Source organism: Planctobacterium marinum (genome assembly GCF_036322805.1).
GTDB classification, from domain to species: Bacteria; Pseudomonadota; Gammaproteobacteria; order Enterobacterales; family Alteromonadaceae; genus Planctobacterium; species Planctobacterium marinum_A.
Window position 1 is genome coordinate 3,182,876 of the sequence record NZ_AP027272.1, and the last position, 26,743, is coordinate 3,209,618.

Genomic DNA, 26,743 nt, shown 5'->3' on the forward strand with positions numbered 1-26,743 from the left:
CGATAGCGAGTTTATCTCATGTCAATTAACGTCTTGGTCTCGAAGCAAGTTCAATTCCAATCGAGCGTAGCGATGTTCTACATATTGGTACACATTAGTACTCAATGTTAGCTTAAAATAGTTCGAAGCTTTACCAAACCGTTCATTTGCCGAGTGATATTTCCCCAGATAAAAATAGGCTTCACACAATCTATCGGTGAGTTGTTCTTGCGAAGTAACACCATTAACCAGCCCGGATAACAGCTGATTTTCGCTGATCTCTCCCAGATAAAAATCGACAATTTGTGTGGCCCAGTTTTCATTGCTTAACTGAGCCCGTGCCTTGCGCAGTGTTTCTTGGGCTTGCAGCTCGTTCAATTCACTGGCAATGATGTATTGCCACAGAGCCCGGTATGGATCACGAGTATCTTTTTGATAGAAACGGGTCAGATCCTCTATGGCTAACTCAGGACGACCACCGTAATACAAAGCAATACCGCGATTGAGTAACGCAAAATCATGATCAGGTTGAATCTCCAAGGTAGAATCAAACGCATCATATGCTTGTAGAAAGTCGCCGTTTTGGGTGTAGTGAATCCCCATAAAATTATGGGCTTCGGCCATGTCGGGTTTAAACTTCAGGGCACTGTCAAAATCGTATTGCGCCAGCCCACGCAAACCCACGCTGTCGTACAAAGTACCTCGCTGATAGAGCAACTCAGCTTTTTGCTCGTCGGTGATCTGCTCAACTTCCGCCAGTACCTGATTTAATCTGGCCAGCGCCATCTGACTTCTGTAGCTAGCAGGGGCAGGCTCTGCCAACAACAAATTGCCCATTTGTTTGCGCGACTCACCATTTTCCACCACGGTATTGTTGGCGGCACAGCCACTGAGAAGAGAAAGTGCTAACAGCACACTCACTTTTATAGATGAAAATTTACTTTTCATTAATTGTGGAATCTCACCCTTTTTTATCTTGTCGCGCTTCAAACGCGGCCATCTGCTCTGGTGTCGCAGGAAGTTGATGTTTATCTTTCCATTCTGAATACGGCATTCCGTAGACAATTTCCCTTGCTTGCTCATAGTCCAGCTCTACGCCCTCTTCTGCTGAGGCTTTAACATACCATTTTGACAGGCAATTTCGACAAAAATCCGCCAGAATCATTAAATCAATGTTCTGCACTTCTTTGTGATTATCCAGATGCTGAATTAATTGTCTGAAGACCTTGGCTTCAATCTTATCTTGAGTTGGTTTATCCATTTGGAAAAATCCGGGCATTAATACAATACAAACAAAAATGGGAGCGTTAGCTCCCACTTCAAGTCAAGCTCTTAGCTTTATTTACTCAGCGTCTGATTCTTCAGCAGCTGGCTTCGCTTCTTCAGCCTGTGGCTTTTCAATCAGCTCTTTGATGCTCAAACGAACGCGATTCTGGCGATCAATTTCCATGACCTTAACGTCTACCATCTGACCTTCACTCAGGTAATCAGCAACCTTGTTTACTCTCTCGTGAGCGATTTGTGAAATGTGTACCAGACCTTCTTTACCCGGCAATACCTCAACAAAAGCACCAAAGTCAACGATGCGCGTTACTTTACCGTTGTAAACCTTACCTACTTCGATGTCAGCGGTAATTGCTTCAATACGAGCGATAGCTTTTTCAGCTTTAGCCAATTCAGTGGCGAAGATCTTGATAGAACCATCGTCTTCGATTTCGATATTACACTCAGATTCTTCGGTGATCTGGCGAATAGTAGCACCACCTTTACCGATAACATCGCGGATCTTGTCCTGGTCAATCTTCAGAGTATAAATGCGTGGAGCAAATTCAGACATTTCAGTTCTGTGACCACCGATAGCCTCGTCCATTACACCCAAGATGTGCAATCTGGCTTCTTTAGCTTGCTTTAGCGCGATCTGCATAATTTCTTGCGTGATACCTTCAATCTTGATATCCATCTGCAATGCAGTGATACCGTTAGACGTACCCGCTACTTTAAAGTCCATGTCGCCCAAGTGATCTTCATCACCCAAGATGTCAGACAGAACAACAAAGTTCTCATCACCTTTTACCAGACCCATGGCAATACCAGCTACAGAAGCTTTAATTGGTACACCCGCATCCATCAATGCCAATGACGTACCACAAACAGATGCCATAGAAGAAGAACCGTTAGACTCAGTAATTTCCGATACAACGCGCACTACATAGGGGAAGTCTTCGGCACTTGGCATAACAGCCTGGATACCACGCTTAGCAAGACGACCGTGACCAATCTCACGACGCTTAGGCGAACCCACCATACCTGTTTCACCAACACAGTAAGGAGGGAAGTTATAGTGCAACATGAAGCGGCTGTTAGTAACACCACTCAACTCATCAATCATTTGTGCGTCGCGCTCAGTACCTAAGGTAGCAGCAACGATAGCCTGCGTTTCACCACGAGTGAACAAAGCTGAACCGTGAGTTCTAGGTAAGATACCAGTTGACACGTCAAGAGCACGGATCATTTGTGGATCACGGCCATCGATACGCGGCTCACCTGCAAGGATGCGAGAGCGAACAACGTCACTTTCCAGTTCGTGCAATAAATCGCGAACTTCTTTTTCTTCCAGTTCTTCATCAGCTTCTAACAAGGCTGTAGCCGCTTTGTCAGTTGCCGCATCAACCGCCGCTTTACGCTCAAGCTTGTCAGAAATCTGATAAGCCGCTTCCATTTCAGCACCAGCGGCCGCTTTGATTTTGTCTTTAAGGTCGGTATTTTCTGCCGGAGGCTGCCAATCCCATGCAGGCGTGTTAACTTCAGCTGCGAATTCGTTTACCGCATTGATTACAGCTTGCATCTCCTGGTGACCATACATTACCGCACCAAGCATCACTTCTTCAGAGAGGATGTCAGCTTCAGATTCTACCATCAGTACTGCGTTAGACGTACCAGCAACAACCAGGTCAAGTTGGCTGTTTTCTTGCTCAGACGCCAGCGTGTTCAATACATATTGATTGTCTTGATAACCAACACGCGCCGCACCCAGTGGGCCATTAAATGGGATACCAGAAATGGCTAGCGCAGCAGATGTACCGATCAACGAGATGATGTCAGTAGGGATTTCCGGGTTTGCAGAAACCACGGTAACGATAACTTGTACTTCGTTTTTAAAACCGTCCGGGAACAGAGGACGAATAGGACGGTCGATTAAGCGAGCAGTAAGGGTTTCGTTTTCAGAAGGTCTTCCCTCACGCTTGAAAAAGCCACCTGGGATTTTACCAGCGGCATACGTTTTTTCCTGATAGTTTACTGTTAATGGGAAAAAATCCTGATCAGGTTTCGCATCTTTTTTACCTACAACAGTTACTAAAACTGCCGTGTCATCCATGCTAGCCATAACTGCCGCAGTGGCCTGACGAGCAATAACACCCGTTTCCAGTGTTACTGTATGTTTTCCATATTGGAAGGTCTTTGTAATAGGAGTCACAATGTATCCTTTATTTTCTTACTTTTACTTTCATTTTGCGGCGCACAGTATAGCTACTGTTGTGCATTAAAAACAGTCAAAAAACCAATCAAACGCCTTTTTTATTTGACATTTGCTTTCACGTTTTCGTAACAAAGCTCAAATGAACTTCACAACCGATGCTATATCCACTGTTGTACCCTGCAGATCACTTTCGAAAATAGGCCTGGCCTGTTACGATTTAACGACAATTGGCGGCTAAGAAGCGCAAACTGTTATCCAAGGCGCTGCATATTATGTTTAAAACTCTTTTTTTGCTCATCATCACGCTTTTTCCAGTATTAAGTTCTGCCAACCTTGCCAAATACGTCCATATCAGAGAAACCGTTTTCTGGCAGCAGCTCTACAATGAGAAATATCACACCTTATACTGTGCCATTCACAAAACCGGACAACAAAATTCGGTAGTAACTCATGCCTACCCCCTCTCCTGGATGGCCAATGCCATGGAGTGTCCATCTGAGGCGCAATGCAATTACGCGCGTTACAAAGACGCCGCTGCCGATCTTCACAACCTATGGCCCGTCGAAGAAAAAATTCTGGACATGCGCAAACACTATGTATTTTTTGATGGTGACGAATCGCAGGGTAAAAAGAGTGATTGTAACTTTATAACCTACCCCAGAGGCGTAGAGCCGAGAGACTATGCTAAAGGCGAAATCGCCCGTTCCATGCTTTACATGATGTGGCGCTATCGCATGCCAGACTATGAGCAATTGCCACTCATGATGCAGTGGCATAAGACCTATCCGGTAAACAGCGAAGAACGCTGGCGCAACGAAAAAATCAAAGCTATTCAAGGCAATGAAAACCCTTTTATAAACAAACCTGACTACGCTGACAGCTTTTTCGGGCCTGCTTTAAAATCACGCGGAAAATGAATTGATATCCACTGGTAATACCAGACCCAAAAATGAACCGAGAACCACCTCAGTTACATTTAAGTAATTGACTAGTAAGAATAATTATCGTTCAATTAATATCGACACTCGTGGATAGATATCCATATTTTTAATATATATTTTCATCCACACTCATGACTTAGTGTCATTTCAATATTGATGCGTTCACAAGACAAGACAGGAAAGCGGTTCATGGAAGCAAGCAATTTCAATACTGGTATTTTAAAGGCACTGAGAAAAGAAGCAGGCTTGTACCAAAAGGATCTTGCTCAGCAACTGGGTGTCAGTCGCGAGACAGTTTTGCACATTGAAAAGGGTAAGCCCGCAAGTCTGCGATCTCTCGAACTTTCACTGCTGCAACGCTGGTTCCGGGTTTGCAGTGAAAAAGCCTCTCCTTTAACAAAAAAGCACTTTGCTTTAGCTATCTGCGAATACTTCAGCATTGCCTCGGAACTTGAATTAGAGCTGTAATATTGCTTCCTTCTGGTAACGCAGCGTCACCAACTATTCTCAACTCGCAACATTTATTTAGCCAGCACTATTAAATCGGCTACAGCGCGATTCTTCGGCTTTTCCTTTCACCTGACAGGCGATAAAAATCGCGCACAATACCATTTTAGGTATTTCTAAAATTAGAAAACCGATTGCCTTTGCTTAATGCTCTACTGAAATGCCTTTCCCCAGTTCGCAAACACCAGAGCCGAGCTTTTGTTCACTGTTACAGGTAACAATAACTTCAGGGATCTCAGGATTGAGCAACTCACTCTGCCATGAGCCATCCTCAGCCACAGACACCGACATGTAACCAAAAGAGGGATATTGTACACCATTGAGTGTCAGGCTGTTTGAAGTACTTAGCACCAACGCTTTTTCACCATCAACCTCTGTTGTATTGGCGCCATATGGTGCTCCGGAAGACAGGCTCACGCCACTGGAGCCCACGACTATATTAGGTGCTCTTTTACTACCTGGAAAACTAACGCTTTCAAAGCGATGCATGTGACCTGTGAAAATCAGCTCCACCGCAGCAGGTAAGCTTTTTGACTTCAGTTGTTTCAGGGCAGCCTGCATCATCTGGTTAATACAACTAAAGTCATTTTTGCTGGTACAGGGAACCGCTTGCGATCCCGGCTTCTCAACACCGTATATCGGACGATGGGTCATCAGCCAGGCCGGATTCTCCCCGACGGCACTCTCCAGTTCGCTGAATACTTTTTTGTACTTTTTGGTGAATGGAGATTGACTGGAATTGTCACAAGCATTGGCAGAATCAATTACCGCTATATCCAGATGCTCAAAACTCACCACATAATTGGGGATTTGCACCGTATTGTGTTCAGCATCTTTTCCGGCGTCAGGGATGGGGCAACTCAATTGTTTACTGCCCGTCAGGCGGGTATTGTGGTCTAAAAAATAAAAATAGCCTGGCCCTGCCCGACTGCACAATTCATGATTACCCCGCGCCACAATCCACGGCGCACTTGTCATCAAGCTATCGGCCGGCAAAAATAAATCGTCCTGCCAGTTTTCCCAGATATCAGGACGATTTGAATTGCTGGCAGATTGACTCAGGAAAGGTTGCCCCGGTACTTGACCACAATGTTCTCCCAGCGATTCACCATCTCCGGCATCATAGGTATATTCCTCCAATTGCTGCCACTTGCCGTCCTGATAACTTGAAAAGAAGGTTTTTCCAGACGTACCGCGATAGTTGTAATCTCCCATATGCAAGACTAAATCAGCATTTTTTGCAGCCCCGGCATCAGCCAGAGTTTTAAAGGGTTCAGCCGCAGTACCCGCAGCACAATGGCTGCAGCCAGTATCACCGTATACCAGAATGTTTTCTGGATTGGATTTGGCCATTGGCAATAGCACAGCACCGGAAGCAAAGTTAATTTGGTAGCTTTTATCAAACTCAATTAAGGCTTCGCACACTAACACACTGAAATGGTTAGGGTTGTCTCGGGAAATCATGCTGATATCAGAACCCCCTACCACCTCTGATACTGTCGGACAGGTTTGATTGGTATCGATTACCGTGCGGGCGATGGCAATATTATCGCCAGAAGGCGCCTCACCTAAAATCACATAACTGCCATAACTAGCGACAGTTGCAGAGGCATGCATAGATGCCAACGCAGCGAAAAGAAGCGTGATTGCGGGAATAAGTCGAGGTTTAATATGATGTCGGCGTGAGTTGTTGTGCATGGAGTTCCCTTGCTGTTGTGTTTCAACAAGGTATAGCAGCAGATGAGCCCAAGAGCGAAGTTTTTTTCTCGGATGCTAATTTTTGTTTTGACCAAGCAGTGCGATTTAGTGATGTTTTCGTCCACTTGGTAATGAATAAGGCGTGTAATTCGCAGAAGCAATTTCCCTCACCGCCAACATCTCCCAATAAGAATTTACTGTGTCATATTTGGATGCGAAAAAACTAATTAGACAACAACACTAATTTCATCCTCATTATTCCTGTTAATATATTGAACACTGTTATTTAGTGTCACAGGTAGTGAGTCATATTGCAGAAGCTTTGCAATCATGACGAGTCATTTTTCGGTTAATTTACGCACGCCCATTCGCTTCGAACAACCGTCTAGAATACCTGCAAAGTCGGAACATCTTCTCAATCAATTGTAGAGGTGGCATTGAAGTCCCCTCTATCTGACACATCTTAACCCGTTTTAGACATTTCAATAACCTCACCACTATTGTTGTTCTGGCAGGCTTGATAAGCAATCCTGTCAGCATTGTCAGCTCCAAAACTGCTTACACAAGCACAGAACTTGTTATTCAACACTAACTGGCACTATTGCGCCTCGCCAGATTCATACTGGTTAAAAAATACCGTAAATATTTTTATAAATTTTTTGAGGAGAAAAAAAGAAAATCCAGCCTGATGTGCTGGATAATGGCTTGTGAACAAAACTTTTAACCTTAAGCTAAGGGAACAGGAAGCCTTGTGAGATTTTCAATTTGGCAACGCAAAAGACGCAATAAAGCATTGTGTGAGCACAGTAAACCAATTATTGATGAGATCCCTACTCCCCCTGACCGAATATCGGCTGCTCACCGCCTGTCAGTAAGAAACTATTATCGATAAGCGGCACATCCAGTTCATAGGTATCCAGCGGCAGCTGATAATAATCACTTATAGTGGCCACCACCTGCAGCCAGAAATTATCTGCCTCCGCGCGAAGCTGGTAACTAAAGTCAAAGCAAATCTGTAATAGCTCAGCGGCTTCTTCCTTGCGGCCTAACTCTGCTAATGCCTGGGCTTGCCATAGATAGGTGTCTTGATAAAGGCCGTTTTGATGAAACAAAATATCAGCCACTGTATGCAAACCTGTCTGTCTTTTGGAATACTCTATGCTTTTTGCATAGTTTCCTTGTTTTCGGTAAAGGTACTCCCAAACCACATCCATTGACCAAAGCCTTGTGTCATTGATGTCGTCTATATGCTTGCTAAAGGCATTTACACTATTATCAAATTGTCCCTTCAGTGACAGCAATGTTACGCTAACAAATAGTTTTTCAGCCTTGAGATCATATTTGCCAAGATCATCCTCGCCAAGGTCACTTAACCAAGCATTTAATGATTCAAGTATTGAGTAAGAATCTTCGGGTGTAAACTCTAAGGAATTCCAAACTAAGTCAAACTGATATTCATAAAGCTCTGCATTGTTACTATTGTTTTTGTAGCCCAATGTTAACGCTTCTTGAGCTATGCTGATTGATTCTTCCCGAAACCCCAAGGCATATAAAGCTTGGGAATAGTAATACCATAACGCGCCAGTGCCGAAGTAACCGATGTTAGATGCGCTAATATATGCATTCTGAGAATTAGCCAAAGCATCCGCAAAAAGCCCGTTTTCGTATTGTGCCCTTGCAAGTTTTGTTAACCCATCAATCGTTATAGGGTGATTGCGCCCGAAAATATTGGCAATTTCATTAATGGCAGATTTTAAATTTACAACGTAGTCGCCCGAATTTTGTCCGAGGAGATCTGCAACTCTGTACACAATAAGAATAAGTTGTGCATATGATGGATGCGTTAAAGGGACAGACGCCAGCAGTTCGTTGACAGACAGGAGAAGCCTTTTTTTCTCAGAGTCAGTGACTGCACGTTCATCTTCCTCAATTTCGATACGTCGGTACAGGGCACTATAGGTATGTCTAATTTCACTGACCCTGTTAGCAAGGTGCTCCTGCTCCGAAAAAAGTTCTGAGTTTTTATGGAATGTCTGATTAATTCCCCGCCATAGCTCAAGGCCTTCATCGCCCAAAGCCTCTCGTAGCGCTCGTGAAACTGATACGCCTAAAAGCAGTTTTTCACGCTCTCCCATATCGGGATAATTATCCATAATGCGGTTATATCGGGCATACGACTCGGTAAAACGCGCATCACTGATATCGTTATCAATCAGATACCGGGTCAGGGCAAACTCCTGTGTCGGATCAATGTCCATGACTGTTTGGAATTCCTCGCGCTCACTGAGGTCTCTGACTTTTCGATACTCTCCCAATCCAATCAGACTCTCGAAGATATCGCCGATAATGCGGTGCTGGCTTGCCTGGGTGAGAATGTCGGAGCCCAGCACCTCATCAAAGGTATCCGTCAGCATCTGCACTGAGGTCGACATGGGTTGTTGGGCTATGGCGGGGTCGGTGTAACGAATAAACGAAGAAAGATGTTTTTCCACTTCTGCTGATTGTGCCTGTTGCACACTTAACTGGTATTGGTATATGGAAATGACGGGTAACGTTACCACTAACATTACCGCCAGTACCGACTGCCAGACATTTCGTTGCATTAACTTCCAAAAGGACGGTAACGAATACCGCGCCTGAAAACTCAACACACGGTTATCACGCCAGTTCTCAAGTTCCTGCCTGAGCGCAGCAACGCTTTGATAACGCTGTTCGGGCTTGTCCTGTTTGCACAGGCTGATGATGTGCAATAGCTCACGGTGTTGCGTATTATTTAATGACGAATGGGTATCCTGAATCAGATACTCAAGCAGTGCGCCCAGGGCATACACATCTGCCACAAACGACACGGCATCATGATTTAGCTGCTCAGGGGCGGCAAACTGTTTTGTGGAGCCTTTTATCTTTGCGCCGTCCCGCGGGTCACTGATGGACTCATCCAGTATCTTCGCAATACCAAAATCCAGCACCTTAACCTGACCCTGATGGTCGACCACCACGTTGTTGGGTTTGATATCGCTGTGCACGATATTGATATGGTGCGCCGCTTCGATGGCGGTGCACAGCGTTATTACCAAATCAACAATGCGATGTGCAGACAGCTGCTTCTCTTTGCAATACTTATCAATGGATACCCCTTCGATAAACTCCATCACAAAGTAACAGGCGCCCGACGGTAACTGCCCGGCATCCAGAATACTCACAATGTGGTGATGGGCCAGCTGACCCAGACAACGCGCTTCAAAAAACACCGTCTCCCGTCCCGACAGCGCCGTCACACTGGGGTACACAAACTTTATCGCCACCCGCTGCTCAAACACGCCGTCACTGCGATGAGCCTCATACACGATGCCCATACCACCGCGCCCAATCACCTGTTTCAGGGTAAACGCCCCTATCGTCTCACCGGATAAATTCTCCAGTGCATCATCGCCGGTGAGTTTCGTCACCTGATTATTGATAAGCGTATCGAAGTCTTTGCCATCATCGGCCTTAAGCATCAGGCGCAGCTGGCGGGAAAGGGCTGCGCTATCGGCATCGGATGAGAGGTGTTCAAGGTAAGCCTGCTGCGCTGCCTCCCCCATATCCAGTAGTGCAGAGAAGTGATGGGCAAGGTCTTTTTTATCGTCCGTAATGTGCACGCTCCCTACTCCCCCTGACCGAATATCGGCTGCTCACCGCCTGTCAGTAAGAAACTATTGTCAATAAGCGGCACATCCAGTTCATAGGTATCCAGCGGCAGCTGATAATAATTACTCATCGTCGCCACCACCTGCAGCCAGAAGTTATCTGCCTCCGCGCGAAGCTCATAACTAAAATCAAAGCAAATCTGTAACAGCTCAGCGGCTTCTGTCTTGCGGCCTAACTCCGCCAATGCCTGGGCTTGCCAAAGATAGGTATCTTGATAGAGCCAATGTTCATTGAACAAAAAATCCACTTCAACATGTAATATCTCTATTTGCTCAGTGCTTCCAATGCTGTAAGAGAAGTTGCCACTTTTCCTATGTAAGTACTCCAAGACTATATCTGCAACCCACGGGTTGGCGTTGTCTATATCATCCTTGTGAGCTTCAAAGAGTTGCAAACTTTCTTCAAATTGCCCCTGCAAAGAAAGCAGCAAAACCCTGACAAACAACCTCTCAGATTCGAGGTTGAATTTACCAAGTTCGCTTGAACTGAGACTGTTCAGCCAGCTTTCTAATGTTGAAAGCACGCCGTATGCATATTCTGCTTTGAATTCCAGTGTCGACCACACCAGCTCAAACCAGAAATAATAAATATAATGAGTATTGAGTTTTCTTTCAGTGGCTATCTGCAAAGCCTCCTCTGAAATAGCCAATGCTTTAGTTTTTAAACCCAGTGCATTGTTAGTTACAGAATAAAATTCCCACAACCCTCCTGTGCCAAAATACCCGATACTGGATGCTCTCATGTACGCATCATGATAAGTGTTTGAAGCATCTCCGAAACGCCCGTTTTCGTATTGCATTCTTGCAAGTCTGGTCAAACCGTCAATGGTTATAGGATGATTTTGCCCATAAGTGTTACTGATTTCACCAAAATCTGATGCTAACCTGGCAAAGTAATCCACTGACTCGTCTTTGAGCAAATCTAAAATGCTATGGGCGATAGAATTCAGACGCGCATATGATGGATGCGTCGCAGGGACAGACACCAGCAGTTCGTTGACAGACTGGAGAAGCCTTTTTTTCTCAGAGTCAGTGACCGCGCGTTCATCTTCCTCAATTTCGATACGTCGGTACAGGGCACTATAGGTATATCTAATTTCACTGACCCTGTTAGCAAGGTGTTCCTGCTCAGAAAACAGATGCGACTTTGCATTGAATGCCTGATTAATTCCTCGCCACAGCGTGAGGCCTTCATCGCCCAAAGCCTCTCGTAGCGCTCGTGAAACTGATACGCCTAAAAGCAGTTTTTCACGCTCTCCCATATCGGGATAATTACCCATTATGTCGGTATACCGGACATACGACTCGGTAAACCGTGCATCTTTAATATCGTTATCAATCAGATATCGGGTCAGGGCAAATTCCTGTGTGGCGTCAATGCTCATGACTGTTTGGAATTCCTCGCGCTCACTGAGGTCTCTGACTTTTCGATACTCTCCCAATCCAATCAGACTCTCGAAGATATCGCCGATAATGCGGTGCTGGCTTGCCTGGGTGAGAATGTCGGAGCCCAGCACCTCATCAAAGGTATCCGTCAGCATCTGCACTGAGGTCGACATGGGTTGTTGGGCTATGGCGGGGTCGGTGTAACGAATAAACGAAGAAAGATGTTTTTCCACTTCTGCTGATTGTGCCTGTTGCACACTTAACTGGTATTGGTATATGGAAATGACGGGTAACGTTACCACTAACATTACCGCCAGTACCGACTGCCAGACATTTCGTTGCATTAACTTCCAAAAGGACGGTAACGAATACCGCGCCTGAAAACTCAACACACGGTTATCACGCCAGTTCTCAAGTTCCTGCCTGAGCGCAGCAACGCTTTGATAACGCTGTTCGGGCTTGTCCTGTTTGCACAGGCTGATGATGTGCAATAGCTCACGGTGTTGCGTATTATTTAATGACGAATGGGTATCCTGAATCAGATACTCAAGCAGTGCGCCCAGGGCATACACATCTGCCACAAACGACACGGCATCATGATTTAGCTGCTCAGGGGCGGCAAACTGTTTTGTGGAGCCTTTTATCTTTGCGCCGTCCCGCGGGTCACTGATGGACTCATCCAGTATCTTCGCAATACCAAAATCCAGCACCTTAACCTGACCCTGATGGTCGACCACCACGTTGTTGGGTTTGATATCGCTGTGCACGATATTGATATGGTGCGCCGCTTCGATGGCGGTGCACAGCGTTATTACCAAATCAACAATGCGATGTGCAGACAGCTGCTTCTCTTTGCAATACTTATCAATGGATACCCCTTCGATAAACTCCATCACAAAGTAACAGGCGCCCGACGGTAACTGCCCGGCATCCAGAATACTCACAATGTGGTGATGGGCCAGCTGACCCAGACAACGCGCTTCAAAAAACACCGTCTCCCGTCCCGACAGCGCCGTCACACTGGGGTACACAAACTTTATCGCCACCCGCTGCTCAAACACGCCGTCACTGCGATGAGCCTCATACACGATGCCCATACCACCGCGCCCAATCACCTGTTTCAGGGTAAACGCCCCTATCGTCTCACCGGATAAATTCTCCAGTGCATCATCGCCGGTGAGTTTCGTCACCTGATTATTGATAAGCGTATCGAAGTCTTTGCCATCATCGGCCTTAAGCATCAGGCGCAGCTGGCGGGAAAGGGCTGCGCTATCGGCATCGGATGAGAGGTGTTCAAGGTAAGCCTGCTGCGCTGCCTCCCCCATATCCAGTAGTGCAGAGAAGTGATGGGCAAGGTCTTTTTTATCGTCCGTAATGTGCACGCTCCCTACTCCCCCTGACCGAATATCGGCTGCTCACCGCCTGTCAGTAAGAAACTATTGTCAATAAGCGGCACATCCAGTTCATAGGTATCCAGCGGCAGCTGATAATAATTACTCATCGTCGCCACCACCTGCAGCCAGAAGTTATCTGCCTCCGCGCGAAGCTCATAACTAAAATCAAAGCAAATCTGTAACAGCTCAGCGGCTTCTGTCTTGCGGCCTAACTCCGCCAACGCCTGGGCTTTCCAGAGGTAGGCATCCTGCTGTAAGCCCGTATCATAAAAGAGAAAGTCGACCTCGGTATACAGCCTGACAATCTTATCTACTTCATTCAAACTCGACGTAAAGTCGCCTTTTTTACGATAGAGATACTCCAGAACCGCTTCTTTTGCCCACAGGTTTGAACCATCAATGATGTCCTGATGCTGTTTAAAAGTGTCAATACTCAAGTCATATTGACCTGCAAGAGAAAGGCGTAGCACACTGACAAATAACTTTTCAGCATCAAGACTGTAATGACCCAACTCACCCGCGGCTAAACCCTCCAACCAACGCTCTAATTTTGAGAGCGCATCGTACGAATAATCAGGCTTGAACTCTAACGAATTCCATACTAAATCAAATTGGTATTCATAAAACTTCGCATTAACGATGTTTTCCTGATGCGCTAATTTATACGTCTCTTCCTGGATGCTAAGCGCTATTTCACTATGACCAAGCGCATAGTACGACTGTGCATAGTAGTACCAAAACGCACCGTCGCCGAAATAACCAAGCGCAGATGCTTTCTCATGAGCATATCGGCCCATATTAAGAGCGTCTGAGAATCGACCATTCTGGTAATGAAGTTGCCCTACAAATGAGCTACCTAATATCGTTAATGGATGGTTGGAACCATAAGTTTTGGCAATTTCATTTAGATCTGATGTTAAGCTTTTAATGCAGTCGATAGAGTTTTTTCCAATTAGGCCTGAAATCCTGCATGCTATATTCTTTAAACGCGTGTAAAACGGATGCGTCACTGGGACTGTGCGGAGAATTTTATCTATTGAAAGATAAACTTCCTCTATTTCAGGATCCGTTACCGCACGTTCATCTTCCTCGATTTCGATACGTCGGTGCAAGGCATGGTTGGCATAATGGATTTCGCTTACTCTGTTTGCGAGCTGTTCCTGCTTCGAAAACAGGTGCGACTTTGCATTGAATGCCTGATGTATTCCCCGCCACAGCGTAAGACCTTCATCACCCAACACCACTCGTAGTGCTCGTGAAACAGATACGCCTAACAGCAGTTTTTCACGCGTCCCAATATCCGGATAGCGCTCCAAGACGTGGTCATACCGCTCGTAAGCTTGTGTATATTTCGCATCTCTGACATCGTTATCAATCAGATGCCGGGTCAGGGCAAACTCCTGTGTCGGATCAATGTCCATGACCGTTTGGAATCCCTCACGCTCGCTGAGTTCTCTGACTTTTCGGTACTCTCCCAATCCAATCAGACTCTCGAAGATATCGCCGATAATGCGGTGTTGGCTTTCAATATTAAGTGTGGTTGAGGACAGGACTTGCTCAAAGGTATCCGTCAACATCTGCACTGAGGTCGACATGGGTTGTTGGGCTATGGCGGGGTCGGTGTAACGAATAAACGAAGAAAGATGTTTTTCCACTTCTGCTGATTGTGCCTGTTGCACACTTAACTGGTATTGGTAATACCCGCCTGAGGGAAGCGTTATTATTAACATGACCGCAAGGACCGATTGCCAGATATTTCGTTGCATTAACTTCCAAAAGGACGGTAACGAATACCGCGCCTGAAAACTCAACACACGGTTATCACGCCAGTTCTCAAGTTCCTGTCTGAGGGCTGCAACGCTCTGGTAACGCTGTTCAGGCTCGTCCTGTTTGCACAGGCTGATGATGTGCAATAGCTCACGGTGTTGCGTATTATTTAATGATGAATGGGTATCCTGAATCAGATACTCAAGCAGTGCGCCCAGGGCATACACATCTGCCACAAACGACACGGCATCATGATTTAGCTGCTCAGGGGCGGCAAACTGTTTTGTGGAGCCTTTTATCTTTGCGCCGTCCCGCGGGTCACTGATGGACTCATCCAGTATCTTCGCAATACCAAAATCCAGCACCTTAACCTGACCCTGATGGTCGACCACCACGTTGTTGGGTTTGATATCGCTGTGCACGATATTGATATGGTGCGCCGCTTCGATGGCGGTGCACAGCGTTATTACCAAATCAACAATGCGATGTGCAGACAGCTGCTTCTCTTTGCAATACTTATCAATGGATACCCCTTCGATAAACTCCATCACAAAGTAACAGGCGCCCGACGGTAACTGCCCGGCATCCAGAATACTCACAATGTGGTGATGGGCCAGCTGACCCAGACAACGCGCTTCAAAAAACACCGTCTCCCGTCCCGACAGCGCCGTCACACTGGGGTACACAAACTTTATCGCCACCCGCTGCTCAAACACGCCGTCACTGCGATGAGCCTCATACACGATGCCCATACCACCGCGCCCAATCACCTGTTTCAGGGTAAACGCCCCTATCGTCTCACCGGATAAATTCTCCAGTGCATCATCGCCGGTGAGTTTCGTCACCTGATTATTGATAAGCGTATCGAAGTCTTTGCCATCATCGGCCTTAAGCATCAGGCGCAGCTGGCGGGAAAGGGCTGCGCTATCGGCATCGGATGAGAGGTGTTCAAGGTAGAGCTGTTGCTCTGTCTGACTTAAGTCCAGCAGTACAGAGAAGTGAGCGGCTAAGTCGGGGTGCTTATCAGGTGGAGCTGTTAATTGAAATTCATTTTCTTTATGGCGCATTGTCTTCCGTTTATGCGGGAACTGCTATAAATCACCATGGATTTCAACATGTTAAGAACGGATAGTCCAGAAATTAAACATTAATTTAGCAGGATATCCTGCATATTTCCCCGATTGAGAAGATTTGATACCGAAAGTGATTCATAATCTTTAATGTTAAACGCATACAACTTATACGGCAGACCAAGATGATAAATACCAATCATTTCAGCCTGCATCGACCTGAAGACTCTGGCCCTAAGCCAAAACTTTTCGCCCTTCAAATCAAATGAAAGTTGCGAATTGACGGGCTCTCTGGGTAAGCGATATGAGATTTCATTGTTACTTAGGGTCAGAAGGTAATGGTCGCGTAGTTCTCCCCAACGCAACTTCAGTGTTACTCCCTGATATTGAGTCGAGAGGATAACATCGCTCATGCTGATAATTTCAGCTTTAACCATGAGCGTGCAAATGCCATATCTTTTTCAACACTGGACAGGCTTGAGCCGGTGATGTCTGCGATCTCTTTCATCATCAATCCGCCAAAGTATTTGAGCTGCACGACTTTGGCATGACGGGGATACTCAGACGCTAAACTCTCGATTGATTCACTGAGCGTCAAGAAGTCCTCGTCAATCGAATAGGTCATCTGCTCCTCAAGCTTGTCATCAATCTGCAAAGTGGTGACGTCACGTTTTTGAGCCGTGGATTTTCTCGCCTGATCCACCAGAATGTTATGAATGGTGCGCGATACCATAAAAAAGAAATCGGCTCGGTTGTCGAAGTACTCGGTATTTTGACTGATTTTGATGTATAGCTCATGCACCAAGGAGGTGGTAGAATTGAGGTGTTCCTGAATCGCTTCGTCACCAAAACGGTGCACTACTTTCAGACGGCCTTTTGATGCCAGTTTTCGCAAGTGATCGTAAACCACCAGATAAAAGTGCTCATCAGCGCCTACTTTTTTAGATTGCCAGTCTATTATCGCCTGCGTTATTGCTTCCGTCATACTCTGGTTACTGCCGTAGATAGATTATTTAAACGGACGTCAAAATCTAAATGTTTACCGCTATGTTGTTGAGCCACGTATTTTTTCCAAAAAACCGTAATCTTTTTTAATTACTTTTTTAAAACCGTTGAATAGGTTTAGTTATATCAATTTTTATTACGTATGTTCCGGGGACCAATTAATCAGGTCAGCAAGAATTAATGATATAAGAACGGTCAGTGATATCATAAAATTGCGCACCTGCTATATCGTCACCGTAATAATCGGCTGTCGCTGATACTGCTGAATCAAAGCTTTTATAGCGATTACTATCTAGTGCTTTTGATCGAGTTTCTTTTGGGATATCTCGACTAAAAAATACACAGCCCTCGCCTGAATAAAGCGGGGGCCGCTATTTTTTAAATCAAAATGTATACATCCTACTAAGCAATGAAGTTCCATCTTCCAGCCTGAAGGCGTCTATGGCACGGAGCGTGCCAGAACTTTTACCCGGAACAAAGGTTTCCGCTTCCATTAGTTGTTCCTGGTGAGCTTCACCTTTCAACTTTGTCGATATAATCGCGCCGATAAAATCTGTCTTAGGATTGCCACGGCGGTCTTCACCGTACATTTCCATTTCAACAAACCATATGGCTGAATCATAGTCGGCTTCAAAAATTTTTGATGTACCAATATCAACGCTCTGTGTACCGATGACGTATTCGTCCGCCCATATATCAGCGAAGTGGTTAAGCACTTGAGTATGCAAACGTGCCATCTTTTTTTCTGCGTCTCTGACTTGAGGGCTTGCGTAGTCCATAGTGATACTCATGTATGTATCACCCATTTTTTCCAATTTAAACAGGCCGGATTCTGCGCATTCAATAAGAAAGTCATAAATATCTTCATGTACTTCGGAAGCGTCACGTAACGAATTCATGTACTGTGAATCCTCAAGTAATTCTGTAATGTCATCGTCCGATTTTACTGGAGTTTCTAGTTTGTTAATTTCGTTTTCAATTGACGATAACGCTGTAACGATAGCTTTAGGGTGGTCGGGAATAAATGCTTTCATCTTCTTGTTGTATGCCCTTTGCCCCTCTATCGTACTTAGCTCTTCATGCAATCGGGTGTAGTGAATAGTAACTTTATTACCTCGTAGTGCGGCATCTTGCAACTTAGTGGTTGCTCTTGCGTGTTGAAAAATTTCGCTCAAATCCACTTTCTCGGGATGAAAGTCGTTTCCGCACCCAGTAAGAAGCGAGGTGATAATCAGGGTAGAAAATATTTTTTTTAACATGAAAAAATTCCTTGTTCTGGTACATTAAGTATTAAATATGCAAACTGGATTAATGGATAATTTGGGCAAATTTATCTTCGGCATTTCTCCTGCATTAGAATAGCCTTTTTCTGGTTTTGAGCACTTCATTATCATTTTGGGAGATATCTTAGAAGACCTGATATAGAAGCGTTTATTAGCTCTTTAAAGTCGCGTAAGGCCCTCTCGTTATTGCTTGCAAATTCACACCGCCCGCAAATACTTTTCATAATTCTCAGCCCCGAATTTACTCATATTCCTCAGAAAGTTAACCAGAGCCTTTCGTATCGCCTCCGTCATACTCTGGTTACTGTCATATGTTGCTTGTTTAAAGCACGTTCAAAATCTAAATATTTGCCGACATTTCGTCTAGCCACGCATTTTTATCTAAAACCCGTAATTTTTTATCAACTTTTTGAAATAAACCGTTAAAGAGGCTTACGGATATTAATTTTAATTAAGTAGATATCGCTAACCTGTCAATCAGGTAAGAAAGGATTTAAATATAATAACGTGCAGGGCTACTCAACTTGCGCGAAGTAGCCCGAGTGATAAAAGCGAGTAATTTCTATACCCATCCGAGAGGAAATAAGTGGTGCAATCGCAATGTCGCTCTAATATGACGACACTGCTTTTCCTGATACCTGCTACAAACAAACACTTGGGGGCGTTAAGTTCTCATCAGACATGGCTACGATTTCTCCGCACTGTCCTGAAACACATGTCTGAAAGCCTAACACCGTGTTGTCCGGTAATTCATAGAGTTTTTGTGGGAGCGAAATAGTCTCTAGCTGAACCATTTGGCCATTGTTTTGAGATTGAAACAGATTATATTGAACACCATCTAGTGCCGTCCCCAGACCACCCCAAGTGAATTTTACCAGGTTACAGGCATTCACGTATTTTGACATTTGTATTACCCATTCAGCCTGTGCTTCGGAGCTGTATTCGGCATAACGATAGGCGGCACTGTATTGTTGGTTGTCGATAACATTATCTATCGCAACAATCGCCTCTTGGGCTTGTAATACCCCGGTACCACATCCGAGTTGACCGCAAATAGTCTGTTCACCGTCCAATATAGCGTTATCAACCGTATTTGATTTGAGGATAGCCTCAATTTGCTCTGCTGACAGTTGTGGGTGCTTAAGTCGCATTGCAGCAGCGGTAGCGGCAACAAGTGGTGCAGAATAACTGGTACCACCACCACTGGCATATTCGTTGTCAAAGTCCACTGATAATTTCGCAGTCATGATGTTGCGCCCTTGCGCCATTATATCAACTTTTTCACCATAGTTTGAAAAGCTGGCTTTATCACCCGTGATGTCGGTTGCGCCAACCGTGATAATATCGGCACAGGCGGCAGGAATAGCACCATTTGCATTGATGTTTTCGTTGCCAGCGGCCACAACGACCACCACATCCAACTCCTTTAATCGATCAAAGACCTCTTGCTCCCATTCCGGACAGCCAGCATTTGAAAAGCCACCGAGACTCATATTGACCACATCGACCGGTGTTTCAATATCAGGCACACCAGGGATACTATCGCCTGCGGCCCACAGCACGGACTCTAAAATATCCACATTACTGCCGCCATTACATCCTAGTGATCGCACCGGTACCAGCTCTACTAATTCTGAATCAATCGCACCGACCATTCCCGCGCTGTTATTCGCTTTCGCAGCGATGATACTCGATACCGCAAGTCCATGGCCGCTATTACAGGTTACACCGTCCTCGTTGGTATACTCATCTGTAGCATCAGAATCTCGCTCTACCCTTTTTGCGTCACCGTTTTCGTCAACCCCTTCATAGCTGACAAAGTCATAGCCATCAACAAAGTCCACATCTTCATGGCGATATGAGCCGGTATCCACAACAGCAATTCTTACCTTTCGTCCGAGATTGTTTACTGTATTCCGACGTAATTGTGCATAGCCTGAACCTGAGCGATTTTGTTCCGTCCAGTTACCAAAATAGTTTTGATTGATATACAAATTATCGTTGTATTCAGCGGCATCAAAGTCCATAGGATAGTAAATACGTTGTGGCTCCACGTATTTAAATTGTCCGGTTTGCATCAGCAACTGAATAACCTGTTGCGGGGTACGACCTTTCATCGGAATTTTTAGCAGATCATTGGAAAGGCTCATTGAACGAATGTGCTCAACAACCACAGGCAAAGCCTTTAATGCGGATTCACCATACTCGCGGTCAGGCACTGAAATATTAAATTTGGCCGTATCATCCGCAGATAAGCGTCCCTTTTTCGCTATTAAGGCATTGGTTTCTGGTGTTTGCATCAGTGACTGATGGACGCTATTGTCCCTGAATTTAACGATGAAATAGCCATGAACCAACTGATTTTCTGACCGAACCGATATTTCGGATGTGTTCGTAGGCTCAGGCACTGCGGCACTCATCTTGAAGGAAATAGCAGCAAGCAAAATAGCGGTAAAAATAAGACTGTTTTTCATTGTAATAATCCTTATTGCCCTTCATTCGTGGTTGATTCTGCAATGCGGGCTTCAGCGTTTTCGTTCATGCTTTTTAAGATGGCGTTCATGAACTCAAATTGCCCATCAAACATCCAGACGTCATCAACCATTTCACCGTAACCAGTTTTACCCACAAAACGGCTGAAATAATTGTTCTGTGGGTCGTATTCAGTCAATTCAGTTTCAAAGGTAATAGTGGGCAGCAGGCCCTCTGACATATCGGCCATCTCATTCACAATGGCATAGCGTAATTGCCCTAGTGAAGTCGAATCCTCTAAGAGGCCGTTGATAACTGTTGTGTAAGCACTCTTAAAGCCTTCATCATGAAATTCACCTGAACTGATATAAAACTCGATATTGTTAATATACAATTGGAATGTGCCATAGACATTGCCCTCTGAGTCATCAACATCTAAACGTTCAGTTAAGTCCTGCACTTGCTGCTCAGTGATGTATCCTGAATTTTCCAAAACCTGAGCGTAAAATACACCGATGTAAACATATTCTTTCAACGCTTGATCTGCGTAGATCATTTGGTTTTTTAGCTCACGCATCTCCTGGTCCGCTTCGGTGAAATCTGATTTCACGTATAGCTCCACATTCACATTCCCTGTGAGACTTTCATCGACATATTGGATCACAAAACCATAAGCGTCTCCTACTTCAACATCAGTGGTCGTCACCGTAAATTGTTGGTTTTCAACGTCTAACACAACATCAAACTTAGTCTCATCGCCATACCAGTATTGAATACCGGTAACTTCTACATTTTCAATATTGTCATCCTGAATCTGATAACTAATAGTCGTAGTATCGTTCTGGTTTACCTGCACAAAAGCTCCGACTTTGTCAGAAAACGTAAAGACTGGCGCTGCATTATCAGACTTAGCAACTACCAGTTCATAAATCTTGGTAGTAACATTGCCACTGTCATCCTGAACATTGAGTTCCATCTCATATGTCATCCTGTCCATATTTTGAGGTAATGCTTTGGTTACAAAAGTAAGGGTTTTGTTATTGCTGTCCGCCGAGAAAGATTCGATGAGATCGACTGTGCCGATGTTAGCTTCAATTCTTGACATGTAGAAGCTGTGTGCTTCAGAGTCGGGATCTTCAATCAGGATGTTTAACACCGACTCGCGATTGTGATAAATCGTCACCGCGTTATCCTCAATTTCCCCGTCAATGGTGAAATCTGGTGATTGATTCTCGGTGTCGATTGTTCCTACAGTAACATTTAGCGTTGCTGTCGCCGTCAAGCCATCAGAATCGGTTACGGTGTAGGTCACTGTAGCTTCCCCTTCATTCTTGCCGAACACTTCAAAGCCCGAGTCTCGTTTATACGCCTCAATGATTGGGTTATTACAATTACAATCTGAAACCGCTAGCTCGCCATTAAACTGTGTGTCTTTGTCATCCTCGATGGTCACTAGTACATTTCTTGATTGCCCGACTTCGAGGTTGAGAGAGCTTGGCGACATCGTAATAGTAGGTGGCGTGTTTTCAGCTAAAGCGATAATGGTGACTGAAAAGGTCTGTTGATCTGTTGCAAAACCATCGGATACCGTCACCGTCACGTCCACATAGGTATCCAGGTCAATGTTGAAAGCTTCAACACGCAACTGATCGTTATTGATGGATGCATCTAACACATCACTGTCCTCAGTGACATAAAAGGTAAGCTGATCGCCATCAGCATCATTAGCAGACAACGTCCTGAGAGAACTGTTTTCCTCGAACATTGCAAATGATTCGATAAAATCCAATACTGGGGGGTTATTAGAGGTAGGTAGCTTGAGAATATTGACAGTAAACGTGGCTTCAGAGGTCTCAATGCCATCACTTACTGAAATCACAAAATCGATTTCCACAGGTTGCTCGATTGCAAAAGTGGTTATAACGATTTTGTTATCTGAAATTGCCACATCAAGCGCTTCGCTTTCTTCGGTAATGGTAAAAACGAGGTTATCATCATCGCCATCGGCATCGAATGCTCTTAATTCCCACTCTGACACGGTTTGCTCATAAACGGTGAAGCTCCCAGGGATAATAGTGGGGGCTTGATTATCCATTCGCTCGTCGTGGTTCGGATCTGTTCCGTTGGCAACTTCATCACCATCCGAAACACCGTCATTATCGGTATCTGCGTTATCAATCTCAGTACCTGCTTCAATCTCTTGCATATAGCTCAAGCCATCTGCATCAATATCTCCGCTATACCAGAGTTGCGCAACCGGCTGATTGATCGCAATCGCGTCAGACGAACTTTGAAAACGCAACCGTGTTATGCCATCGGCATGTCCCGTTGTTGTATCGATATTCGACGAATTCAGTACATACCAAACACCGTTTGATCGACGTTTGACCGCAATATCTGCAATACCATCACCGTCATAATCAGCAGGTGTCGGAATATCACTGCTGCGTTTACCAAAGTTAATTCTTTGAATACCATCACCACGTGATGAGTTGTAATCGCTTCCCGAAGAATTTTTGATATACCACATTTGGTTGGAAGGTCGCCTGACGGCAATATCCGCTTTACCGTCACCATCGTAATCCGCGGGGACCGGAATATCCTCACTGCGTTTACCAAAGCTAACCCTTTGAATACCATCACCGCGAGATGAGTTGTAGTTGGTATCCGAAGAATTTTTGATATACCAAGTGTGGTTGGAAGGTCGTCTTACAGCAATGTCGGCTTTACCATCACCGTCGTAATCTGCAGGAACCGGAATATCCTCTTCCCGGGCCCCAAATCTGAGGCGAGTAATACCATCATCGTGGCTTGTGAGTGAGTCTATTCCTGAGGAGTTCTGTATATACCAATACTGGGTTGAAGGTCTGCGCACTGCGACATCAGTTATACCATCACCATCATAGTCAGCGGGAACGGGGATATCAGAACTTTGATTGCCGAATTTGAACCTGCTGATTCCATCCGGATTATTGGTGAGTAAATCTTGTCCAGAGGAGTTTTTGATATACCACGTTTGGTTCGATGCCCGCCTTACCGCAACATCAGTAACACCATCACCATCAAAATCCCCAACAACCGGCAAGTCACCAGTATTTCTTCCAAATATTACGGATGTATAAGTACCATCATTAGTTGAAATAACATGGTTGGTGAACGAAGCGGCCTCACGCTCTGCAAAATCTGCTCGCTGGTCACCATCATAATCAAAATTAGTTGCGTTTACGTCAAACCCCAACATCAATGACAGAGCCAGTATTAATCTAATATTTTTAAACATAGAACCACTTTATTCCTTTACCTTATTACCCACTGAGCTCAGCTAGCTTCAAAAGCATAGTTGGCTTGTTAACTGAAACCTTCGGCAACGCGGACACTAGTATTCGTAGGTTAATTCTGTTAATTGACCTGAAACAATATCTCTCCGGATGACGGGAAAGGTGTTTTGATGCAATAGCGTGGCAGCCCCTCTCAACGATTTTTTAATATTCCCAATAATCGTGTTTACCCAATTGAAGAGCGGATGCTCAAGCTTTGCCAGATCTTAATAATCGTAAACAGCGCCCTCATTATTAGTTTTTACTTTACTCATCACCCGCAGATACTTTTCATAAGTCTCAGCCCTCTAATTTATCCATTCTGCTCAGAAAATTAACTAAAGTACTAGTTATTGATTGAGTCATACTCTAGTGACTCTCGTAACCAGATTGTTTATGCCGACGTTAAAATTAGGTGTTTAATGCCATTTATTCAAGCCACGCACTTTTATCAAAAAACCGTAATTTTTTTTATTACTTTTTAAAAATAAACCGTTAAACAGGCTTACGGATATTATTTCTAATTACGTAGATGTCGCTAACCTGTCTATCAGACTACCTTCATTGCCATTGCAATAGTGTGGAGGAAGTCATAATGCAATCTGGCGCAATAAGTGATTTGGTGCAGCAAGAACTACAACAAGCCGCAATGGCAAAGGTGATCAAAAAAGGTATTTTTGAGGCGATACAATCCATCAAAAAAAGCTTGCCTCACGTCAAATATTACAACAGTAAGGGAAAGGGGAAAAAAGAGACTATCCAGATTAAGTGGGGTCACTATGTTATTGAAGAACATGAAAAGGACAAATCAAGCAGAAACGTCGTAAATAAAAAAATAGGCACAGACCGTCGTGGTAATAATTATGTGAAAGACGTTGACGTTCGAACCATCACCACCCATTACGATTACCTGACAGTTAAAGACGCTGCTGGTGAGCGTAAGAAGTTTAGGTTAATCAACAGAGGATTAAATAAATTAGCAAAAGGTCAAATCGTCAGCCTTGGTTGGCTACATCACAAGAAAAGTCAGCACGAAGAAAAAGGTGTTATTGAAGACGGTACGCCATTTGGTGAACAGTGGAACGACGAAACCCAACCTACGATTTTTGTCTACCATAAAGACACCGATACTGGTCAAAATATAAATTTCGAAACTGTACCTTCAGAGGAACTCTTCAAGATAGTGCACAGTAATTCTATCGGGTGGTGGCACTTATGTTGGATTATTGGCGTATCGCATTTGCCTTTTCTTTTTTCAGGACCAGGCGGTACTGGTACTTTGATTATCGGCGGCATTTTTGGCGGTGTTCCTGTCGCGATCTCCGTCGCTAAAGTTATATCAAGACAAAGTGCGGGGCGTAAAATGTTGGTTCAGTTTGAAAATTGGCTAAAAGAGGAAGCACTTAAGGTCTCAGACGTGGGTGCCCAACGACTTAAGGTGTTGAAGGAGGAAACCGGGTTTATCTCTTCAAATGTATTCTAACCGCATTGTCATTTTAAAAGACAAAGTCCATTCGATTGCGCCTGTTGCAATAATGCAGGCGCAATCATAAGGCGTAACAGGCTACATAATCGCGATTAACTCCAAGATTAAAAATTTATTCGAAACTTCAAGATTGGGCTAGCACAAATAACCTGCCGGAGTGTTGTGTCGAAATACTCCCCTGCTTAGCGTCAAAGAGACATTTATGGCATGGAGAACACTCGGGTGGCAATGGCTTCTCTTGGGCCACCACATAATATTCGATTGCCAGTCTGACGTCTGAGTCTCACGAAAATCTGCAATTCCCTTCAAAAGTCACTATCTTCGACATGTCAGCCAAAAACTGTGCATCATTGTGGAATTGAAGTACCGAGACATAACCCCCTTTATTGATTGGGCCAGCACGGTTCAGAATGTACTCAAATAACTTACCAATAATGCGTTATGGATATCCTCAGGTTTAACCCAGTAGAGACAAGGCTAATTGTGACCTTTGGTTTGCCTGAGAGAGTATACTCGTACTCGCTTGTTGAACGATTTGATTTTTAGTGAGCAGTGCGGTTTCTACAGCAAAATCTGCGTCCATAATTCTGCTTCGCGACGCACTTAAATTTTCCACCACGTTAGTGACATTGCGCAGCGTAGATTGAAATCTATTTTGAGTAGCACCGAGTTCAGCTCGCGCGCTATTGAGTCGCTCCAGGGCGTCGTCAATGGTATCTAAAGCATTTCCCCTGATACCAGTTTCATCGTAAATATCGCCAAGTCCTACTTCACCAATGGAACTGCTAACTGCATTTGATGGGTTATCTGTTCTGCCAGCAATTAAAATTCGGGAATTTATATCCCGGTCTAGTGTTGAGAAACTTGCGACTTCGTAATCTCCGGTAACGATTCGATTACTGCCGCTAAGCTCGAGCAAATCCTGACCTAGTTCAGCGTTGATTGCAGCGATTATCGCATCAGCGTCTGCGCTTTGGTTACCCGTTACCTCAACCGTGACTTCTGTAAAGTTATTCCCCCAGTTACTTGAAACCCCGAAGTTGTATGTACCGGGAGCGAGTGCACCAACGTCTGCGATAACTTCAGCTTGGTCTCTAGTTTCTCGTATAGTGAGCTCAGGATTATCAAGAGCTGCAAGTTCTGCATCTGTTAAAGTTGTTCCCCCCATGAACGAAGTGAGTTCATTGCTGACAATGGCAGCACCGCTCTGGCCTGTGGAGACATCCAAACCTTGCAAGCCAAGCCCGCCTATGCCAAAGCCAGCACTGTTA

General features: G+C 44.8%; 15 protein-coding genes and 2 pseudogenes. 3 read left to right on the top strand and 14 right to left on the bottom strand.

The window, feature by feature from the left end; all coding sequences use genetic code 11:
• Positions 1–21: 21 nt before the first annotated feature.
• From nlpI to pnp, 3 genes are all read right to left on the bottom strand, one after another.
• A complete protein-coding gene (gene nlpI, locus AABA75_RS14195; RefSeq protein WP_338293264.1) occupies positions 22–927 on the bottom strand; it encodes a lipoprotein NlpI in 906 nt (301 codons plus the stop codon).
• A 13-nt stretch (positions 928–940) separates the two neighbouring features.
• Positions 941–1,240, bottom strand: a complete 300-nt coding sequence (locus tag AABA75_RS14200) for a DUF1244 domain-containing protein (protein WP_338293265.1) — start codon at positions 1,238–1,240, stop codon at positions 941–943.
• Positions 1,241–1,321: 81 nt separating this feature from the next.
• Positions 1,322–3,454 carry a polyribonucleotide nucleotidyltransferase gene (gene pnp, locus AABA75_RS14205; RefSeq protein WP_338293266.1) on the bottom strand — a complete coding sequence of 711 codons (2,133 nt, stop codon included), beginning with the start codon at positions 3,452–3,454 and terminating at the stop codon, positions 1,322–1,324.
• A 275-nt stretch (positions 3,455–3,729) separates the two neighbouring features.
• Here pnp and AABA75_RS14210 point away from each other — a divergent pair, with 275 nt between their 5' ends.
• Complete coding sequence (locus AABA75_RS14210; RefSeq protein ID WP_338293267.1) at positions 3,730–4,374, top strand: endonuclease; 645 nt, start codon at positions 3,730–3,732, stop codon at positions 4,372–4,374.
• Positions 4,375–4,587: 213 nt separating this feature from the next.
• Positions 4,588–4,866 (top strand): helix-turn-helix transcriptional regulator, encoded by a 279-nt coding sequence (locus AABA75_RS14215; RefSeq protein ID WP_338293268.1) that lies wholly within the window; start codon positions 4,588–4,590, stop codon positions 4,864–4,866.
• A gap of 183 nt (positions 4,867–5,049) precedes the next feature.
• On the opposite strand, the gene AABA75_RS14220 is transcribed toward AABA75_RS14215, so the two are convergent.
• From AABA75_RS14220 to AABA75_RS21420, 10 genes and pseudogenes are all read right to left on the bottom strand, one after another.
• Positions 5,050–6,603 (bottom strand): metallophosphoesterase, encoded by a 1,554-nt coding sequence (locus AABA75_RS14220; RefSeq protein ID WP_338293269.1) that lies wholly within the window; start codon positions 6,601–6,603, stop codon positions 5,050–5,052.
• Between the two features lie 830 nt (positions 6,604–7,433).
• On the bottom strand, positions 7,434–10,244 hold the full coding sequence (locus tag AABA75_RS14225; protein WP_338293270.1) for a protein kinase domain-containing protein: 2,811 nt from the start codon (positions 10,242–10,244) through the stop codon (positions 7,434–7,436).
• Positions 10,245–10,249: 5 nt separating this feature from the next.
• Complete coding sequence (locus AABA75_RS14230; protein ID WP_338293271.1) at positions 10,250–13,060, bottom strand: protein kinase domain-containing protein; 2,811 nt, start codon at positions 13,058–13,060, stop codon at positions 10,250–10,252.
• A 5-nt stretch (positions 13,061–13,065) separates the two neighbouring features.
• The gene (locus tag AABA75_RS14235; protein ID WP_338293272.1) at positions 13,066–15,906 is read right to left on the bottom strand and encodes a serine/threonine-protein kinase; all 2,841 of its coding nucleotides are present in this window, start codon (positions 15,904–15,906) and stop codon (positions 13,066–13,068) included.
• An 80-nt stretch (positions 15,907–15,986) separates the two neighbouring features.
• The gene (locus tag AABA75_RS14240) at positions 15,987–16,322 is read right to left on the bottom strand and encodes a hypothetical protein (RefSeq protein ID WP_338293273.1); all 336 of its coding nucleotides are present in this window, start codon (positions 16,320–16,322) and stop codon (positions 15,987–15,989) included.
• A complete protein-coding gene (locus AABA75_RS14245; protein ID WP_338293274.1) occupies positions 16,319–16,894 on the bottom strand; it encodes an ECF-type sigma factor in 576 nt (191 codons plus the stop codon). Before AABA75_RS14245 ends, AABA75_RS14240 begins: the two co-directional genes overlap by 4 nt.
• 403 nt (positions 16,895–17,297) lie before the next feature.
• On the bottom strand, positions 17,298–18,173 hold the full coding sequence (locus AABA75_RS14250; RefSeq protein ID WP_338293275.1) for a hypothetical protein: 876 nt from the start codon (positions 18,171–18,173) through the stop codon (positions 17,298–17,300).
• A gap of 665 nt (positions 18,174–18,838) precedes the next feature.
• On the bottom strand, positions 18,839–20,671 hold the full coding sequence (locus AABA75_RS14255; protein ID WP_338293276.1) for a S8 family serine peptidase: 1,833 nt from the start codon (positions 20,669–20,671) through the stop codon (positions 18,839–18,841).
• Between the two features lie 11 nt (positions 20,672–20,682).
• On the bottom strand, positions 20,683–23,949 hold the full coding sequence (locus AABA75_RS14260; RefSeq protein ID WP_338293277.1) for an FG-GAP-like repeat-containing protein: 3,267 nt from the start codon (positions 23,947–23,949) through the stop codon (positions 20,683–20,685).
• 120 nt (positions 23,950–24,069) lie between these two features.
• Positions 24,070–24,201 (bottom strand): annotated as a pseudogene (locus AABA75_RS21420) (IS1595 family transposase); the annotation flags it as partial.
• Between the two features lie 380 nt (positions 24,202–24,581).
• On the opposite strand from AABA75_RS21420, the gene AABA75_RS14265 reads away from it, so the two are divergent.
• Positions 24,582–25,469 carry a hypothetical protein gene (locus AABA75_RS14265; protein WP_338293278.1) on the top strand — a complete coding sequence of 296 codons (888 nt, stop codon included), beginning with the start codon at positions 24,582–24,584 and terminating at the stop codon, positions 25,467–25,469.
• Between the two features lie 460 nt (positions 25,470–25,929).
• On the opposite strand, the pseudogene AABA75_RS21425 reads toward AABA75_RS14265, so the two are convergent.
• A pseudogene (locus tag AABA75_RS21425) lies at positions 25,930–26,193 on the bottom strand (flagellin); the annotation flags it as partial.
• Positions 26,194–26,743: the final 550 nt, after the last annotated feature.

Excerpts from the sequence above, each read along its gene's own strand:
- AABA75_RS14210 (WP_338293267.1), top strand. The coding sequence starts at position 3,730 with ATGTTTAAAACTCTTTTTTTGCTCATCATCACGCTTTTTCCAGTATTA.
- AABA75_RS14240 (WP_338293273.1), bottom strand. The coding sequence starts at position 16,322 with ATGAGCGATGTTATCCTCTCGACTCAATATCAGGGAGTAACACTGAAG.
- AABA75_RS14200 (WP_338293265.1), bottom strand. The coding sequence starts at position 1,240 with ATGGATAAACCAACTCAAGATAAGATTGAAGCCAAGGTCTTCAGACAA.
- AABA75_RS14265 (WP_338293278.1), top strand. The coding sequence starts at position 24,582 with ATGCAATCTGGCGCAATAAGTGATTTGGTGCAGCAAGAACTACAACAA.
- AABA75_RS14245 (WP_338293274.1), bottom strand. The coding sequence starts at position 16,894 with ATGACGGAAGCAATAACGCAGGCGATAATAGACTGGCAATCTAAAAAA.
- AABA75_RS14260 (WP_338293277.1), bottom strand. The coding sequence starts at position 23,949 with ATGTTTAAAAATATTAGATTAATACTGGCTCTGTCATTGATGTTGGGG.
- AABA75_RS14215 (WP_338293268.1), top strand. The coding sequence starts at position 4,588 with ATGGAAGCAAGCAATTTCAATACTGGTATTTTAAAGGCACTGAGAAAA.
- nlpI (WP_338293264.1), bottom strand. The coding sequence starts at position 927 with ATGAAAAGTAAATTTTCATCTATAAAAGTGAGTGTGCTGTTAGCACTT.
- AABA75_RS14250 (WP_338293275.1), bottom strand. The coding sequence starts at position 18,173 with ATGTTAAAAAAAATATTTTCTACCCTGATTATCACCTCGCTTCTTACT.
- AABA75_RS14220 (WP_338293269.1), bottom strand. The coding sequence starts at position 6,603 with ATGCACAACAACTCACGCCGACATCATATTAAACCTCGACTTATTCCC.
- AABA75_RS14255 (WP_338293276.1), bottom strand. The coding sequence starts at position 20,671 with ATGAAAAACAGTCTTATTTTTACCGCTATTTTGCTTGCTGCTATTTCC.
- AABA75_RS14235 (WP_338293272.1), bottom strand. The coding sequence starts at position 15,906 with ATGCGCCATAAAGAAAATGAATTTCAATTAACAGCTCCACCTGATAAG.